Here is a 15,619-nt window from a genome sequence, read left to right on the forward strand (position 1 = left end):
TCGCTCATGCGCGCTACGATATTTTCTGCACCGAAAGCGAAACGCCTGGCTTACGCCCTCGCCGCGATCGCCGCGGCTTCCGCGGCGGCGCGCTGCATGCTGGTCGACATCTCGTTGGTCACCGTGCTCTGCTCCTCGATCGCGGCGGCGGTCGAGGTCACGTACTCGCTGACATTGTTGATTGCCTGCTTGATCGAGCTGAGCGCACTGACGACGTCGCCGGAGATGCTGTTGAGGCTGGCGATCTCCTGACCGATCTTGTCGGTCGCCTGCTTGGCCTGGTTGGCGAGGCTCTTGACCTCGGAAGCGACCACCGCGAAGCCACGGCCGGCCTCGCCCGCGCGCGCCGATTCGATCGTGGCGTTGAGCGCGAGCAGGTTGATCTGCCCGGTGATGTTGTTGATCATCTCGACGATGCCGCTCATCGCCTGCGCGGCCTCGGTGAGCCGCTGGGCCTGCGCGTCGGCGGCGCCGACCTGCTCGACCGCGCCCATCGCGGTCTCGCGCGACTTGGTCATGGCTTCGGAGATCTCCCGCACCGAGGCGTTGAGCTCCTCCGAGCCGGCGGCGACCGATTCCATCATGCCGCGGACACGCTCGTTGCCCATGCGGACCAGGACCTGCTTGGTGACGTCGGTGGCGTATTTGACGACCTTGAACGGCTTGCCGTTGAGGTCGAGGATCGGATTGTAGGAGGCCTGGATGTAGACCTCCTTGCCGCCCTTGCCGATGCGCTTGTATTCGGCCGCCTGGTACTGGCCGCGATTGAGCGCGGCCCAGAACTCGCGATAGCGGGCACCGTCGCGCTCGGAGGGCTCGACGAACATGCTGTGATGTCTGCCCTTGATCTCGGCCAGCGAATAGCCGAGCGCGCCGAGGAAGTTGGCGTTGGCGGTGATGATCGTGCCGTCCATGTTGAACTCGATCACGGCCTGGGCCTTGTCGATCGCCTCGATCTGGCCGGCGAGATCGGCATTCTTCAGCTTCTCCGCGGTGACGTCGGTCGCGAACTTGACGACGCCGTACGGCTTGCCCTTTTCGTCGAGCAACGGATTGTAGGAGGCGAGGATCCAGACCTCGCGGCCGCCCTTGCCGATCCGCTTGAACTCGCCCGCCTGGTATTCGCCGCGGTTGAGCGCAGCCCAGAATTCGCGATAGGCCGAGCCGTTGCGATCGGCGTCCGCCACGAACAGGCTGTGATGCTTGCCCTTGATCTCGTCGAGCGAGTAGCCGAGCGCCTTGCAGAAATTCTCGTTGGCCGTGACGACGGTGCCGTCGAGTTTGAACTCGATGACGGCCTGGGCGCGGCTGATGGCAGCGATCTTGGAGGCGTCCGTCATGCTGCGGATCTTCTTCTCGGTGATGTCGGTCGCAATCTTGGCGACCATCACCGTCTTGCCGTTGCCGTCGAGCACCGGATTGTAGGATGCTTCGATCCAGACCTCGTGGCCGTCTTTCGCGATCCGCTTGAACTCGCGCGCCTGATACTCGCCACGGTTCAATGCAGCCCAGAACGCCTTGTACTCGGCGCTGTCGCGCTGATCGGCCGGCACGAACATCGAGTGATGCTTGCCCTGGATCTCCTCGAGCCGGTAGCCGAGTGCGTCGAGAAAATTCTTGTTGGCTGTGATGATCGTCCCATCGAGATTGAATTCGATCATCGCCTGCGAACGGCCGAGGGCATCGAGCCGCGCTTGTGCATCACCATGGGACTTGCGACCGAACATCAGGAAATCTCCATCTCGAAATTGAGCCGAAGGGGGATATGCCCGTCGGTATCGCGGAACTGATCGTGCAGCAGTGCTGACATATTCCAATCGGCGCCCCCCGGATCCGATGAGTTGGATGCAGGTCCATCACGATTTGTACGGACAGCAGCGGAAGCGAGCGGGCAGCCTGATTCTCTACGGCAAAAGCTCGAACAAAGTTCTAATTTTACGGTCGGGAATTCGACGGGGTGAATCACCTGTCCGCGCGAACAGGCGCTGGAACTCACGCCGGAACAGCACGGCAGGACTTGAAATGATGGCGCTCGTTCAACGGTTTGAGAAGATGCCTCGTTTCTTCGCGTGACTCGAGCGGCCACATCGGCTTCTCGCGACGTCGTGTCGCCCATATCCGTAGTCTCACGGCATCGGCCGCGCGTGGCGCAAGGCGCGTCGTCCAATTCCCCACAGCGTCAGATTCCAGGCCACGCAGGTTGCGAGCGCGATGCACAGACCGACGGCGGAGCCGAACCACACGACTGCCACGTGCAGGACGGCGATGGCCATGCCAAAGCCGAGCAGGCCCCAGGCGGAGTTGGCGAGCACGGCGGCGGTCGGCGGTCCACCGATGCGCGGATGCAGGATCACCATGATGCTGGAGAACACCACGGGAAAGAGTGCGATGATGCCGCTGATGCGCGGGCCGACCCAGCTCGATGTCGAAACCACGATGGCGACGAGGGTCGCAACCAGCGCAGCGCGCATCGGCACATCGTACCAGCGGCGCGTCGCCAGCGGCATCTTCACATGGCGATAACGCGCGAGCAGTGGAATGCAGATGCCGAACGCGATCAGATTGGCGGCGAGCCCCGCCGCGAGCGACCAGTCGAACTGGCGGATGATCGAGGCCATCCCGATCCATATCGCGAAAGCGCTCCCGCAACTCACCAGGAGGGTGTGCCGCTGCGACAGCACGACGTAAGTGAGGCACATCAAGATCGTCGCCGCATTGACCGGCAGACTCGCCAGCGCGCCCTGCGCGATGAACGCGGCGTCATGATCGATCGCAAGAAAGACGTAGGACGGCCCGGCCGAGACCGGCAGGGTCGCGATCAGCGCGCCGATCACCGGTCCGGAGCGTTCGGTGATGATCGATGCCGTCACCACGAACGCCGCCGCGATCGCCATGCGCAGGAGCAGGAAGAGGAGGAAGTGGAGGTCGAGGGACATTTTTGGCTTCTTACCCTCCCCTGGAGGGGGAGGGTCGGCTCATCTTGAGCGCAGCGAAATATGAGACGGGGTGGGGTGATAGTCTCTCGACGGATACGGTGCCCGAGTGGAGAGATCACCCCACCCCGCTCGCGCTGCGCGCGATCGACCCTCCCCCTCCAGGGGAGGGTAAGAGTCACATCCGCTGCATCGACACCGAAACCTTCGGGCCGTTCTTGATGGTCTGGTAGACCACACAATACCGCTCGGTGAGCTTGAGCAGCAGGTCGAGCTTGTCCTGCGGGGCGTCGGTGTCGACCTCGAAGCGCAGACGGATCTCGGCGAAACCGACGGGAGTCTCCTTGTCGATGCCGAGCGTGCCGCGGAAATCGAGATCACCCTCGGCGTAAACGTTGCCGGTCTTCAAGGGCACCTCGATCGCGGTCGCGACCGATTTCAGGGTGACGCCGGCACAGGCGACCAGGGCTTCGAGCAGCATGTCGCCGGAGCAGAGCTCGAGGCCGGAGCCGCCGGTGGCGGGGTGGAGACCAGCCGTTGCGATGGCGCGGCCGGTTTCGACCTTGCAGGCGATACCGTCGCTGTCGGTGGAGCCCTTGGCCTTCAGCGTGATCAGCGCAGCCTTGGGATCGGTCTTGTAGCGCTCCTTGATCGGGGCCTGCATCTGGCGCAGCTCTGCAGCGTCCATCTTGTTCTCTCCCGGGGATATCGACGAGCGGTATAGAGGGCGATTGGTTTGGTGTCAGCCCATGATTGGTAGAGGCAGTCATGAGCAGCCGGGATCCAAGAGAAAAATCTGAGCACATTCATGACGTTACCCCGGGCACCGATACGGGGGTCGGGGCCGATTCATCTGCGTGGCGAAACTCGCCGGTCGTGCCGTTGCGAATGTCTCGTGACAGCGCCTGTCACCTCTTATATCCGGTGAGACATGGACAGCGTCGCGACTGAGCAGAAGCCACAGGTGGACGAGCGCTTCGATACCGCACGGATCACCGCCGCGGTCGATGCGCTCGCCGAGAAGCACGAGGGGCGCGAGGACGCGTTCCGCACGGCGATGGCGCTATTGCTCAAGGCGGAGCTGATCGCGGCGCGCGCCGCCGCCCAGGCGATCCTTCTGAAGGACCGCCACGGCCGCCGCTGCGCCGAGCGGCTGTGCCACGTGCAGGACGAGATCATCCGCATCCTGTATTCGGCCGCGACGCGCCATCTCTACCGCTCGCCGATCCCGAGCGGCGCCGAGCGCATGGCGGTGGTGGCGACCGGCGGCTACGGCCGCGGCCTGATGGCCCCGGAATCGGACATCGATCTGCTGTTCATCCTGCCCTACAAGCAGACCGCCTGGGGCGAGCAGGTCGCCGAAGCGATCCTCTATTGCCTCTGGGACATGGGGCTGAAGGTCGGTCACGCCACGCGATCGGTCGACGAATCGATCCGGCAGGCGCGCGGCGACATGACGATCCGCACTGCGATCCTGGAGACGCGGTTCCTCACCGGCGACAAGCCGCTCTATGAGGAGCTGGTCGAGCGCTTCGACAAGGAAGTGGTGCAGGGCACCGCGTCCGAATTCGTCACCGCAAAGCTCGCCGAGCGCGAGGAGCGCCACCGCCGCGGCGGCCAGTCGCGCTACCTGGTCGAGCCCAACGTCAAGGACGGCAAGGGGGCCTTGCGCGACCTGCACACGCTGTTCTGGATCGCCAAATACGTCTACCGCGTGCGCGATACCCACGAGTTGGTCGGGCGCGGCGTGTTCGACGCACAGGAATATCGCACCTTCCGCCGCTGCGCCGATTTCCTCTGGTCGGTGCGCTGCAATCTGCATTTCTACTGCAACCGCGCCGAGGAGCGCCTGTCCTTCGACCTCCAGCGCGAGATCGCGATACGTCTCGGCTACACCTCGCATCCGGGCATGCAGGACGTCGAGCGCTTCATGAAGCATTACTTCCTGGTCGCCAAGGAAGTCGGCAACCTCACCGCCATCCTCTGCGCCAAGCTCGAGGACCAGCAGGCCAAGCCCGCCCCGGTGCTGAGCCGGATGATGGCGCGGCTGCGACCCAGCGCGGTGAAGCGGCGCGTCCCCGACAGCGACGACTTCATCGTAGACAACAACCGTATCAACGTCGCCGCGCCCGACGTGTTCAAGCACGACCCGGTCAATCTGATCCGCATCTTCCGCCTCGCGCAGAAGAACAACCTCGCCTTCCACCCGGATGCGATGCGCGACGTGACGCGCTCGCTCGGCCTGATCAACGCGGGCTTGCGCGAGAATCCCGAGGCCAACCGGCTGTTCATGGAGATCCTGACCTCCGACAATGCCGAGATCGTGCTGCGGCGGATGAACGAGACCGGCGTGCTCGGCCACTTCATCCGCGCCTTCGGCAAGATCGTCTCGATGATGCAGTTCAACATGTATCATCACTACACCGTCGACGAGCACCTGATCCGCTGCATCGGCTTCCTGCAGGACATCGAGCGCGGCGGCATCGAGGAGTTCGCGCTGGCGAGCGACCTGTTCCGCAAGATCCGGTCCGAGCACCGCGCGGTGATCTATATCGCAACGCTGCTGCACGACGTCGCCAAGGGCCGGCCCGAGGACCACTCCATCGCCGGCGCCAAGGTGGCGCGGCGGCTCTGCCCGCGGCTCGGCTTCAGCCCAGCCGACACCGAGCTCGTGGCCTGGCTGATCGAAGAGCACCTGACGATGTCCACGGTCGCGCAGTCGCGCGACCTCTCCGACCGCAAGACCATCGAGAATTTCGCTGCCGTGGTGCAGTCTGTCGAGCAGATGAAGCTGCTGACCATCCTGACCACCGCCGACATCCGCGGCGTCGGGCCGGGCGTGTGGAACGGCTGGAAGGCGCAGCTCTTGCGCTCGCTGTACTACGAGACCGAGCCGGTGCTGACGGGCGGCTTCTCGGAAGTCGACCGCGGCAAGCGCCTTGCCGCTGCGCACGCCGAATTCCGCATGGCCTTCGCCGAATGGCCGAAGGACGAGCTCGATGCCTATATCGGCCGGCACTATCCGGCCTATTGGCTCAAGGTCGAGCTGCCGCGCAAGATCCGGCACGCGCGTTTCGTCCGCTCCAGCGAGCAGGCCGGCCACAAGCTCGCCATCAATGTCGGTTTCGACGAGGTGCGCGGCGTCACCGAACTGACGATCTTCGCCGCCGACCATCCCTGGCTGCTGTCGATCATTGCCGGCGCCTGCGCCTCGGCCGGCGCCAACATCGTCGACGCCCAGATCTACACCACGACCGACGGCCGCGCGCTCGACACCATCTCGATCTCGCGCGAATACGACCGCGACGAGGACGAGGGACGGCGCGCCACGCGCATCGGCGAGATGATCGAGGACGTGCTGGAGGGCAAGCTGCGCCTGCCGGAAGTGGTGGCGCGGCGCACCGTGCGCAGCAAGGCAAGACCCTTCGTGATCGAGCCGGAGGTGACCATCAACAACCAATGGTCCGATCGCTACACCGTGATCGAGGTCTCCGGGCTCGACCGGCCCGGCCTGCTCTACGAGCTGACCACCGCGATCTCCAAGCTCAATCTCAACATCGCCTCGGCCCATGTCGCGACCTTCGGCGAGCGCGCGCGCGACGTGTTCTACGTCACCGACCTCCTGGGCGCGCAGATCAATGCGCCGACGCGCCAGGCCGCGATCAAGAGCGCGCTGACCCATGTGATGGCCGGCGACAAGGCGGTGCAGCCGGCGGCGTAGGCAGACAGAAGGTCCCGCGCAAAGCATCTCCTCTCGTCATTCCGGGATGGCCGAAGGCCAGGCCCGGAATCTATAACCACAGCCGGTGGATATGGATTCCGGGCTCGCGCTACGCGCGCCCCGGAATGACGATGGGGAGAGACCTAGACCTCCACGCCCTCGTGCCGCAGCAGCCAACGCTTGCGCGCGAGGCCGCCGCCGTATTTCACCAGCGAGCCGTCCGCACCGATCAGGCGGTGACACGGCAGCACCACGCTGATCGGGTTGGAGCCGTTGGCGTGGCCAACGGCGCGAATCGCCCTGGGCATGCCGATGGTCGCGGCGAGCGCGCCGTAGCTCAGCGTGGTGCCAGCTGGGATTTGCGAAAGCGCGATCCAGACCTTCTGCTGGAACGGCGTGCCGGCGGTGCGCCAGGCGATGCCGGAGAGCTGATCGAGCTCGCCTTCGAAATAGCCCGACAGCGCGGTGCGCATCTCTGCCGGCGCCGGCCGATCGCTGAGATCGACTGTCCCATAATGCAGGCGCAACAGCTCGCGCATCCGCTGCTCGTAATCATGCCAATCGAGCGCCCGCAGCTTGCCCTCGGCATCGGTGACCAGCAGCGCGATCCCGATCGGCGTCGCCAGGCGATCGAGGCCGAAGCGTTCAGGCATCTTGGTTGATCGAGCGGGCATACGGCACCAGGGGAGCGGAACACATCGATCGCACTTGCCATGGCGCGCATGCTAACGTCCACCCGAAAGCTGACGCTTTTGGGGGAGCTCACCTTGCAAGCGCTGCCGGCGGCAATCGCACTAATTGCGATGTTTCTCGCCTGAGACGCTACGGCACAGCGCCGCGATCCTTGCGCTGCGGCGAACCTTCCTCCACAATCTTCGGCAGCGATGGCGACCGTTGCAATCAACGGAGAAAGACCATCGGCCTAAAATTCCGTCAGGAGGAACGAACCAAAATGAACAATCGCAGAGCCTTCTTAGCTGCCACGGCGGCGTTCGCCGTCACAGTCTCGACCAGCCAGGCCCTCGCCCAGAAGAAATACGACACCGGCGCAAGCGACACTGAGATCAAGATCGGCCAGACCGTGCCGTTCTCCGGCGCCTATTCGGTCTATGCCAATATCGGCAAGACCCAGGCCGCTTACTTCAAGATGATCAACGATCAGGGCGGCATCAACGGCCGCAAGATCAATTTGATCCAGTATGACGATGCCTATTCGCCGCCGAAGACCGTGGAGCAGGTGCGCAAGCTGGTCGAAGGCGACGAAGTGCTCTTCACCTTCCAGCTGATCGGCACAGCCGCGAACGCCGCCGTGCAGAAGTACCTCAATGGCAAGAAGATCCCTCAGCTGCTGGCCTCGACCGGCGCCGCGCGCTTCAACGATCCGCAGAACTATCCCTGGACCATGGCCTACAATCCGAACTACGTGTCCGAGGGACGGATCTACGCAAAATACATTCTCGCCAATCATCCCAACGCCAAGATCGGCGTGCTCTACCAGAACGACGACATGGGCCGTGACTATCTCGCCGGCCTCAAGAGCGGCCTCGGCGACAAGGCCAGCATGATCGTCGGCGAGGTCTCCTACGAGGTGACCGACCCGACCGTCGATTCGCAGGTGGTCAAGCTGAAGTCGATGGGCGTCGATCTGTTCTACGACGCCTCGACGCCGAAATTCGCAGCGCAGGCGATCAAGAAGCTCGCCGACCTTGGCTGGACGCCCGTGCACATCCTCGACATCAATGCGAGCCCGGTGTCGGCGACGCTGAAGCCGGCCGGCCTCGACATCTCCAAGGGCATCATCTCGACGAACTACGGCAAGGATCCCGGCGATCCCCAGTGGAAGGACGATCCGGGCGTGAAGGCCTTCTTCGCCTTCATGGACAAATATTTCCCGGAAGGCGACAAGCTCAACACCGTCAACACCTATGCCTATTCGGTGGCGGAGCTGCTGGTGCAGGTCTTGAAGCAATGCGGCGACGATTTGACGCGCGAGAACGTCATGAAGCAGGCCGCCAATATCAAGGGCTTCGTACCGAGCCTGGCGCTGCCCGGCATCAAGATCAACACCGGGCCGAACGACTACCGCGTCAACAAGCAGATGCAGATGATGAAGTTCAACGGCGAACGCTGGGAGCTGTTCGGACCGATCATCGAGGACACCGGCCCGTCGGGCTAGGACGCTTCTGCCTCTGCGACGTCATGCCCGGGCTTGTCCCGGGCATCCACGTTCTTGGCCGAAGGGAATTCGTGGATGGCCGGGTCAAGCCCGGCCATGACGATGGCGAGAGATTCGCCACATGACATTCAGGTGGGTATCTCCCCAAAGTTCTTCCCGACCGGCAGCACGGCGTGCCGGATCAGCCGCGAATCCTCCACCGCGGCTTGGCGGTGCTTCACAGCCTCACGATAGACGGGGTCGCGGATCATCTCGACGAAGGCGGCGACGCTCGGATATTCGGCGATGAAGCAATGGTCCCAGCGTTCCTCCTGCGGTCCGATCAGCATCAGCTCGAATTTGCCCTGCCAGACGATGCGGCCGCCGAGACGTTCGAACACCGGGCCGCTTTCGCGGCCATAGGCCGCATAGGCTTCCGCGCCGCTGGCCTTGCGGCCGTCAGGATAGGCCGCCTCTTTGCGCAGGCGCACCAGGTTGAGCATGTGAATCGGGCCCGGGCGATCGTTCTCCCGGAATTGCGCGAAGATCTCCTTGGTCGGATCGATATGGCCCATGGCGCTCCCTCTTCTTATTGGTGCCGGCGATCCTAGCCTCGCCGCCCCGGAAGCGGAACTGCGGACGGCGAATGCCGCATCTCCTAATCGTGCGTTAACGCCGGGGTAACCCGGCCTTAAACAGCGACCGCTAGCGTCTCGGCGGGGCGGGCTGACCGGGCATTTGGCGTATGGCGTGGGGAAAGAAAAAGGGTGCGCGGAAGGAGCCGCTGTTCGGCTTGCCCGCGGCGCTCGCCGATCTGCGCCTCACCCCGGCAGACCGCGTTCCCGGCGGCGACGACAAGCCGAAGAAATCTGCCAAACAATCCGCCAAGCGCAAGAGCGAGGACGCAGGCGACGAGCCGCCGCGCGAGCGCAAAGCGCCAGCCAGCCGCAGCGGCGCCAAGCGGCGGTCGAAGTCGCGCTTCGGTGCCGGCCTCGGCCGCCTGGTCTATTGGGGCGCGGTGCTGAGCCTGTGGGGCGTCATCGCCGTGATCGGCGTCGTGATCTATGTCGGTGCGCATTTGCCGCCGATCCAGTCGCTGGAGATCCCCAAGCGCCCGCCGACGATCCAGATCGTCGGCATCGACGGCAGCATTCTGGCACAGCGCGGCGAGATGGCCGGCGCCAATGTCGCGCTGAAGGATTTGCCGCCGTATTTGCCGAAGGCGTTCATCGCCATCGAGGACCGCCGCTTCTATTCGCATTTCGGCATAGACCCGGTCGGCATCCTGCGCGCCCTCGTCACCAACGTGCTCCATCGCGGCGTGTCGCAGGGCGGCTCGACCTTGACGCAGCAGCTCGCGAAAAACCTGTTCCTGACCCAGGAGCGCACCGTGCAGCGCAAGCTGCAGGAGGTGGAGCTCGCGATCTGGCTCGAGCGCAAGCATTCCAAGGACGAGATCCTGGAGCTTTATCTCAACCGGGTCTATTTCGGCTCCGGCGCCTACGGCGTCGAGGCGGCGGCGCAGAAATATTTCGGCAAGTCGGCCAAGACCGTGACGGTGGCGGAAGCCGCCATGCTGGCCGGCCTCGTCAAGTCGCCCTCCCGCCTTGCCCCGAACCGCAACCCCGAAGGCGCCGAAGCGCGGGCGCAGATCGTGCTCGCGGCGATGGCGGACGCAAAATTCATCACCGACGCACAGGCAAAGGCCTCGATCGGCCATCCCTCCTACAACGTGAAGCCGGCCGGCGCCGGCACGGTGAACTACGTCGCCGACTGGATCGGCGAGGTGCTGGACGATCTGGTCGGGCAGATCGATGAGAGCATCAAGGTCGAGACCACGATTGATCCGAAGCTGCAGAGCGTGGCGGAGGCCGCCATCATCGACGAGCTGGCGGCCAAGAGCGTGAAGTTCAACGTCAGCCAGGGCGCGCTGGTCGCCATGACGCCCGACGGCGCGGTGCGCGCCATGGTGGGCGGGCGGAACTATTCCGAGAGCCAATACAATCGCGCGGTCACGGCCAAGCGCCAGCCAGGCTCCTCGTTCAAGCCGTTCGTGTACCTGACCGCGCTCGAACAGGGCCTGACGCCGGACACGATGCGCCAGGACGCGCCGATCGAGGTGAAGGGCTGGAGACCTGAGAACTACACCCATGAATATTTCGGCGCGGTGACGCTGACGCAGGCGCTGGCGATGTCGCTCAACACGGTCGCCATCCGTCTCGGCCTCGAGGTCGGGCCGAAGAACGTGGTGCGCACCGCGCACCGGCTCGGCATCTCCTCCAAGCTCGAGCCCAATGCCTCGATCGCGCTCGGCACGTCGGAAGTCTCGGTCGTCGAGCTGGTCGGCGCCTATGCGCCGTTCGCCAATGGCGGGCTCGCAGTGGCGCCGCATGTGGTTACGAGGATCAGGACGCTCGGCGGCAAGCTGCTCTACATGCGCCAGCCCGAAGAGCGCAACCAGGTCATCGACCCCCGCTATGTCGGCATGATGAATGCGATGATGCGGGAGACGCTGATATCGGGCACCGCCAAGAAGGCGGAGATCCCCGGCTGGCCAGCCGCGGGCAAGACCGGCACCAGCCAGGATTACCGCGACGCCTGGTTCATCGGCTACACTGCCAGCCTCGTCACCGGCGTCTGGCTCGGCAATGACGACAACTCTCCGACCAAGAAGGCGACCGGCGGCGGCCTGCCGGTCGAAGTCTGGTCGCGCTTCATGAAGACGGCGCACGAGGGCGTGCCGGTGGCAGCCTTGCCGAGCTCCCCTGGCGGCTGGGGCCTGTCGAGCCTCACGCAGGCGGCCTCGCAGGTGTCGCCGCCGACGCCCACGCCACCGCCACAAGCGAATGCGGGCGGCTATCGCCCGCCGCCTCCGACGCGCGCCAATGTGCGCCCCGAGGCGGCCGCTGGGCTCGACGGCTGGCTGATGGACCGGTTGTTTGGCGGGAATCGGTAGCCACGGGCTGAGGCCAGTCGGGGCCTCAAAACAAAAGTGCGAAAACAACCCCATGCACAGTAGCCGACGATAACAAAATCAACAGCTTGTCGCGGGGGCACAGACGGTGGAGGCCCGAACTCGGGTGTCACTCCCTCCCGAAGGGAGCAGTCGGCAAGCTCTCGCCTCACACTTGGTGCCATCCTCGCGAACGCGGGGATCCATAACCACAGAAAGTCGCTTCGGCACACAACTCGTAACCCCGAGTCTTCGCCAAGACCTCTCCCTGTGGTTATGGGTCCCAGATCTGCGCTCCGCTTCGCTGCGCTTGTTCGGGACGACGGGGAGTATGAATTGATACCGCCGTCCTAATCCTCGACGCCGTACCTGTGCAGATCGTTGCCGCAGGTGTCGAGCCACTTCTTGGCGCGCTCCATCGACGGGCAGATCTTGCCGCAGACGCGCCAGAAGCGCGGCGAGTGGTTCATCTCGACGAGATGGGCGACCTCGTGCGCGGCGAGGTAGTCGAGCACGAAGGGCGGAGCGAGGATCAGCCGCCAGGAGAACGACAGTGAGCCGGCCGAGGTGCAGGAGCCCCAGCGGCTGGACTGATCGCGGATCGAGAGCCGCTTGACCCTGACGCCGAGCTCGGCCGCGTAGACCTCCGCCGAGCGCTGCAGGTCGCGGCGCGCCTCGCGCTTGAGGAAATCGCTGACGCGCCGATCGACATGCTCGAGCCCGCCGGCGACGCAGAGAATGCGCTCACCGCTGTCGCGCATCTCGGCCCACACCGTGCCGCGCTGACCGGCGCGATGAACGATGCGATGGGGCGTGCCGCGCAGTGGTATCACCGTGCCCGGCTGGAAGGGTGCGGCCTTCGGCAAACGGCCGAGGCGCGCGGCGATCCACGCACCGTGACGCTGTGCGAAGTCCTTGGCCTCGGCAAGCGTGCCGCGCGGCGGCATGGTGAGGATGGCTTCGCGGTCGCTCGGATGAATTCTGAGCGTGTAGCGCCGCGCGCGGCGGTGCCGGCGCAGCCGAATCGCAAAGAATTGCGATCCGTGAGTGATGACGAGGGTCTTCGGTTCGTGGGGCCGACGATAGAGGAGTGCGCGAGTGGCCATGTCTGTCAGTCCGGGGAGCAGGAGTGCGCCCGGATTCTGCCATAACCGCCGCCAGGGAAAGCGCTCGGCGCAAAAACAAATCATTTGCCCAATATACAGGGGTCAGGCGTCCGGGAGACCCTACAGACTGGGGTTGGAACCATCAATTTTCGCCCCCGCTGGACGCATGCGACACCCCCAAGGGGTGAGGGTGGACTCACTCCTATAAAGCTACCTAAATACCGCGAATCTGGCGGGAACTTGCCCCCGCTGGAGGCTCTGGCAGGGGTCGAAATTTCGACGGGAAAGCCGAAATTCGCGGTTATTCAGCCGCGCGGGCCTGCAACGACGCAGGATTCGCAGCTGAAACCATGAAATCGTGAATCCGCGGCACGATCTCCGACTTGAAACGCGATCCGTTGAACACGCCGTAATGTCCGACGCCCTTCTGGACGTAATGAACGCGGCGATGATCGGGAATCGCGCTGCACAATGTATGCGTCGCTTCGGTCTGACCGAGACCGGAGATGTCGTCGTTCTCGCCTTCGACCGTCATCAACGCGACGCGCTTGACCTTGGAGGGATCGACGCGAGTTCCGCGATGGGTCATCTCCCCCTTCGGCAGCGCGTGCTTCACGAACACGGTGTCGACGGTCTGCAGGTAATACTCGGCCGGCAGATCCATCACCGCGAGATATTCGTCGTAGAAATCGCGATGCTTGTCGACGAGGTCGCCGTCGCCCTTCACCAGATTGGCAAACAGCTGCTTGTGCGCATCCATGTGCCGGTCGAGATTCATGCTGATGAAGCCGTTGAGCTGCAAGAATCCCGGATAGACGTCGCGCATCATGCCCGGATGCGGGAACGGCACCTTGGTGATGACGTGGTTGCGGAACCAGTCGATGCCGCGCTCCTGGGCGAGGTTGTTCACCGCGGTCGGATTGCGGCGGGTGTCGATCGGGCCGCCCATCAGCGTCATCGAGGTCGGCACGAACGGATCGCGCCGCGCTTCCATGATCGAGACGGCCGCGACGACGGGCACGGAGGGCTGGCACACCGCCATCACGTGGGTGTTGCCGCCGAGCACATGCAGCATCTCGATGACATAGTCGATGTAATCGTCGAGATCGAAGCGGCCTTCGCTCAAGGGCACCATGCGGGCATCGGCCCAGTCGGTGATGTAGACCTCATGTGCCGGCAGGAAGGCTTCCACCGTGCCGCGCAGCAGCGTCGCATAATGGCCGGACATCGGCGCCACGATCAGCACGCGCGGCTGCGGGCTGCGCAACGGACGGGCGAACTTGCGATCGAAGTAGAGCAGCTTGCAGAACGGCTTTTCCCAGACCGAGCGGATCTCGACGGGGACGCGGATGCCGTTGACCTCGGTGTCGTTGAGGCCCCATTCCGGCTTGCCGTAACGGCGCGTGGTGCGCTCGAACAATTCGCAAGCCGCGGCGACCGACTTGCCGACCTCGGTGCGCGACCAGGGATTGAGGGGATTCTGAAACAGCAGCTTGGTCGCGTCGGTGACCGCACGCGCCGGATTGAGAGAGGCGTGCGCCATCTCGTACATCCAGTACATCGGCGTCGTCAGGACCGGGCTGCCTTCTGCCGCCAGGGGCGGCGCGCCGCCAAACTCACCAATAGGCATATTATAATCCTCTTCGCATCGCAGCATACTGCCGAATGCGCAATATTGCGTCAATGCATGGTTCCGTACATCTACGTGCTCGAAACGGCCAAATCAGCATGAATCCACGGGAAAGTGACGTTATTCACCGACGGACAGCAGCGAGCCGTGCCGCTTTGCGCTGCGCAAAAGGGCAAGGAATGCCCCAAAAGATGCAACCAAAAGGACGGCATTGATGAACAACGCCTCCAGCATCAGATCGGTCCTAAAGGTCTGCTCGATCAGGAGCGCGCGCATTCCCTCGAAGGCATAGGTCGGCGGCAATGCCCAGGCGACGTATTGCAGCCAGACCGGCAACACGCTGACGGGATAGTAGACGCAGGCGAGCGGCAGGATCGCGAACATCAAGGTCCAGACGATGCTCTCGGCGCCGAGGCCGTTACGCACCACGAGGCCCGAGACGAAGATGCCGACCGACCAGCTCGTGAAGATCAGATTGCAGAAGAACGCGATCAGCGGCAGGCCGAGGGCATAGACGTTGAAGTGAAACAGGAATAGCGCGAGCAGGGTCATCGGAATGATCCCGATCGCAAGCCGGATCAGGCTCATGACCATCAGCGCCAGCAGAAACTCGATCGGCCTCAAGGGGCTCATCATGAGATTGCCGAGGTTGCGCGCCCACATCTCCTCCAGGAACGAGATGGAGAAGCCGAGCTGGCCGCGGAACAGGATGTCCCAGAGGATGACGGCGCCGATCAGCGTGCCGCCGGCGCGCGCGAAGAAATTGGCATTCTCGGCGATGTAGAGCTGCAGAAAGCCCCAGGTGATGACCTGCAGCGCCGGCCAATAGAGCAGCTCGAGCAGCCGCGGCCAGGACGACAGCAGGAGATACCAATAGCGCAGGATCATCGCGCCGATGCGATGGAGCGAGATACCGCGGTGGAGGGAGAGGTCGGTCATGGCGCGGCCCTTTGCCCGATCAAAGTCCCGTCATTCCGGGGCGCGCGGAGCGCGAGCTATGATGCGCAATTGCGCATCTGAGAATCCATAACCACAGGCGGTGATTGTGAGGCGAGACTGTTAACTCCGAGTCTCCGTCAAATTCAGTCCTGTGGTTATGGATCCCGGGCTCGCGACGATGT

The 15,619-nt window shown here is 64.0% G+C and carries 11 protein-coding genes; 3 read left to right on the top strand and 8 right to left on the bottom strand.

The annotated features are described in order from the left end of the window. Positions 1–50: 50 nt before the first annotated feature. From HZZ16_RS22345 to HZZ16_RS22355, 3 genes are all read right to left on the bottom strand, one after another. A complete protein-coding gene (locus tag HZZ16_RS22345; RefSeq protein WP_197951754.1) occupies positions 51–1,727 on the bottom strand; it encodes a methyl-accepting chemotaxis protein in 1,677 nt (558 codons plus the stop codon). A gap of 399 nt (positions 1,728–2,126) precedes the next feature. After that, on the bottom strand, positions 2,127–2,936 hold the full coding sequence (locus HZZ16_RS22350) for a hypothetical protein (RefSeq protein ID WP_197951756.1): 810 nt from the start codon (positions 2,934–2,936) through the stop codon (positions 2,127–2,129). 175 nt (positions 2,937–3,111) lie between these two features. Continuing rightward, positions 3,112–3,621: an OsmC family protein gene (locus HZZ16_RS22355; protein ID WP_197951758.1), complete on the bottom strand. Its 510-nt coding sequence runs from the start codon at positions 3,619–3,621 to the stop codon at positions 3,112–3,114. Positions 3,622–3,864: 243 nt separating this feature from the next. Here HZZ16_RS22355 and HZZ16_RS22360 point away from each other — a divergent pair, with 243 nt between their 5' ends. Next, complete coding sequence (locus HZZ16_RS22360; RefSeq protein ID WP_197951760.1) at positions 3,865–6,654, top strand: [protein-PII] uridylyltransferase; 2,790 nt, start codon at positions 3,865–3,867, stop codon at positions 6,652–6,654. A gap of 143 nt (positions 6,655–6,797) precedes the next feature. On the opposite strand, the gene HZZ16_RS22365 is transcribed toward HZZ16_RS22360, so the two are convergent. Continuing rightward, positions 6,798–7,328, bottom strand: coding sequence for a methylated-DNA--[protein]-cysteine S-methyltransferase (locus HZZ16_RS22365; protein ID WP_197951762.1), 531 nt, complete (start codon positions 7,326–7,328; stop codon positions 6,798–6,800). A 278-nt stretch (positions 7,329–7,606) separates the two neighbouring features. Here HZZ16_RS22365 and HZZ16_RS22370 point away from each other — a divergent pair, with 278 nt between their 5' ends. Next, complete coding sequence (locus HZZ16_RS22370; RefSeq protein WP_197951764.1) at positions 7,607–8,830, top strand: ABC transporter substrate-binding protein; 1,224 nt, start codon at positions 7,607–7,609, stop codon at positions 8,828–8,830. Between the two features lie 128 nt (positions 8,831–8,958). Here HZZ16_RS22370 and HZZ16_RS22375 read toward each other — a convergent pair whose 3' ends face one another. Beyond that, positions 8,959–9,384, bottom strand: a complete 426-nt coding sequence (locus tag HZZ16_RS22375; RefSeq protein ID WP_025033272.1) for a DUF1330 domain-containing protein — start codon at positions 9,382–9,384, stop codon at positions 8,959–8,961. Positions 9,385–9,554: 170 nt separating this feature from the next. Here HZZ16_RS22375 and HZZ16_RS22380 point away from each other — a divergent pair, with 170 nt between their 5' ends. Beyond that, on the top strand, positions 9,555–11,765 hold the full coding sequence (locus HZZ16_RS22380; protein ID WP_197951766.1) for a transglycosylase domain-containing protein: 2,211 nt from the start codon (positions 9,555–9,557) through the stop codon (positions 11,763–11,765). Positions 11,766–12,112: 347 nt separating this feature from the next. On the opposite strand, the gene HZZ16_RS22385 is transcribed toward HZZ16_RS22380, so the two are convergent. The 3 genes from HZZ16_RS22385 to HZZ16_RS22395 form a co-directional block, all read right to left on the bottom strand. Further along, positions 12,113–12,952: a M48 family metallopeptidase gene (locus HZZ16_RS22385; RefSeq protein ID WP_197951769.1), complete on the bottom strand. Its 840-nt coding sequence runs from the start codon at positions 12,950–12,952 to the stop codon at positions 12,113–12,115. Positions 12,953–13,169: 217 nt separating this feature from the next. After that, positions 13,170–14,498 carry a polyhydroxyalkanoate depolymerase gene (locus tag HZZ16_RS22390; RefSeq protein ID WP_197951771.1) on the bottom strand — a complete coding sequence of 443 codons (1,329 nt, stop codon included), beginning with the start codon at positions 14,496–14,498 and terminating at the stop codon, positions 13,170–13,172. A 120-nt stretch (positions 14,499–14,618) separates the two neighbouring features. After that, positions 14,619–15,437: an ABC transporter permease gene (locus HZZ16_RS22395; protein WP_197951773.1), complete on the bottom strand. Its 819-nt coding sequence runs from the start codon at positions 15,435–15,437 to the stop codon at positions 14,619–14,621. Positions 15,438–15,619 lie beyond the last annotated feature (182 nt).

It is taken from the genome of Bradyrhizobium glycinis, assembly GCF_016031655.1.
Classification (GTDB): domain Bacteria; phylum Pseudomonadota; class Alphaproteobacteria; order Rhizobiales; family Xanthobacteraceae; genus Bradyrhizobium; species Bradyrhizobium glycinis.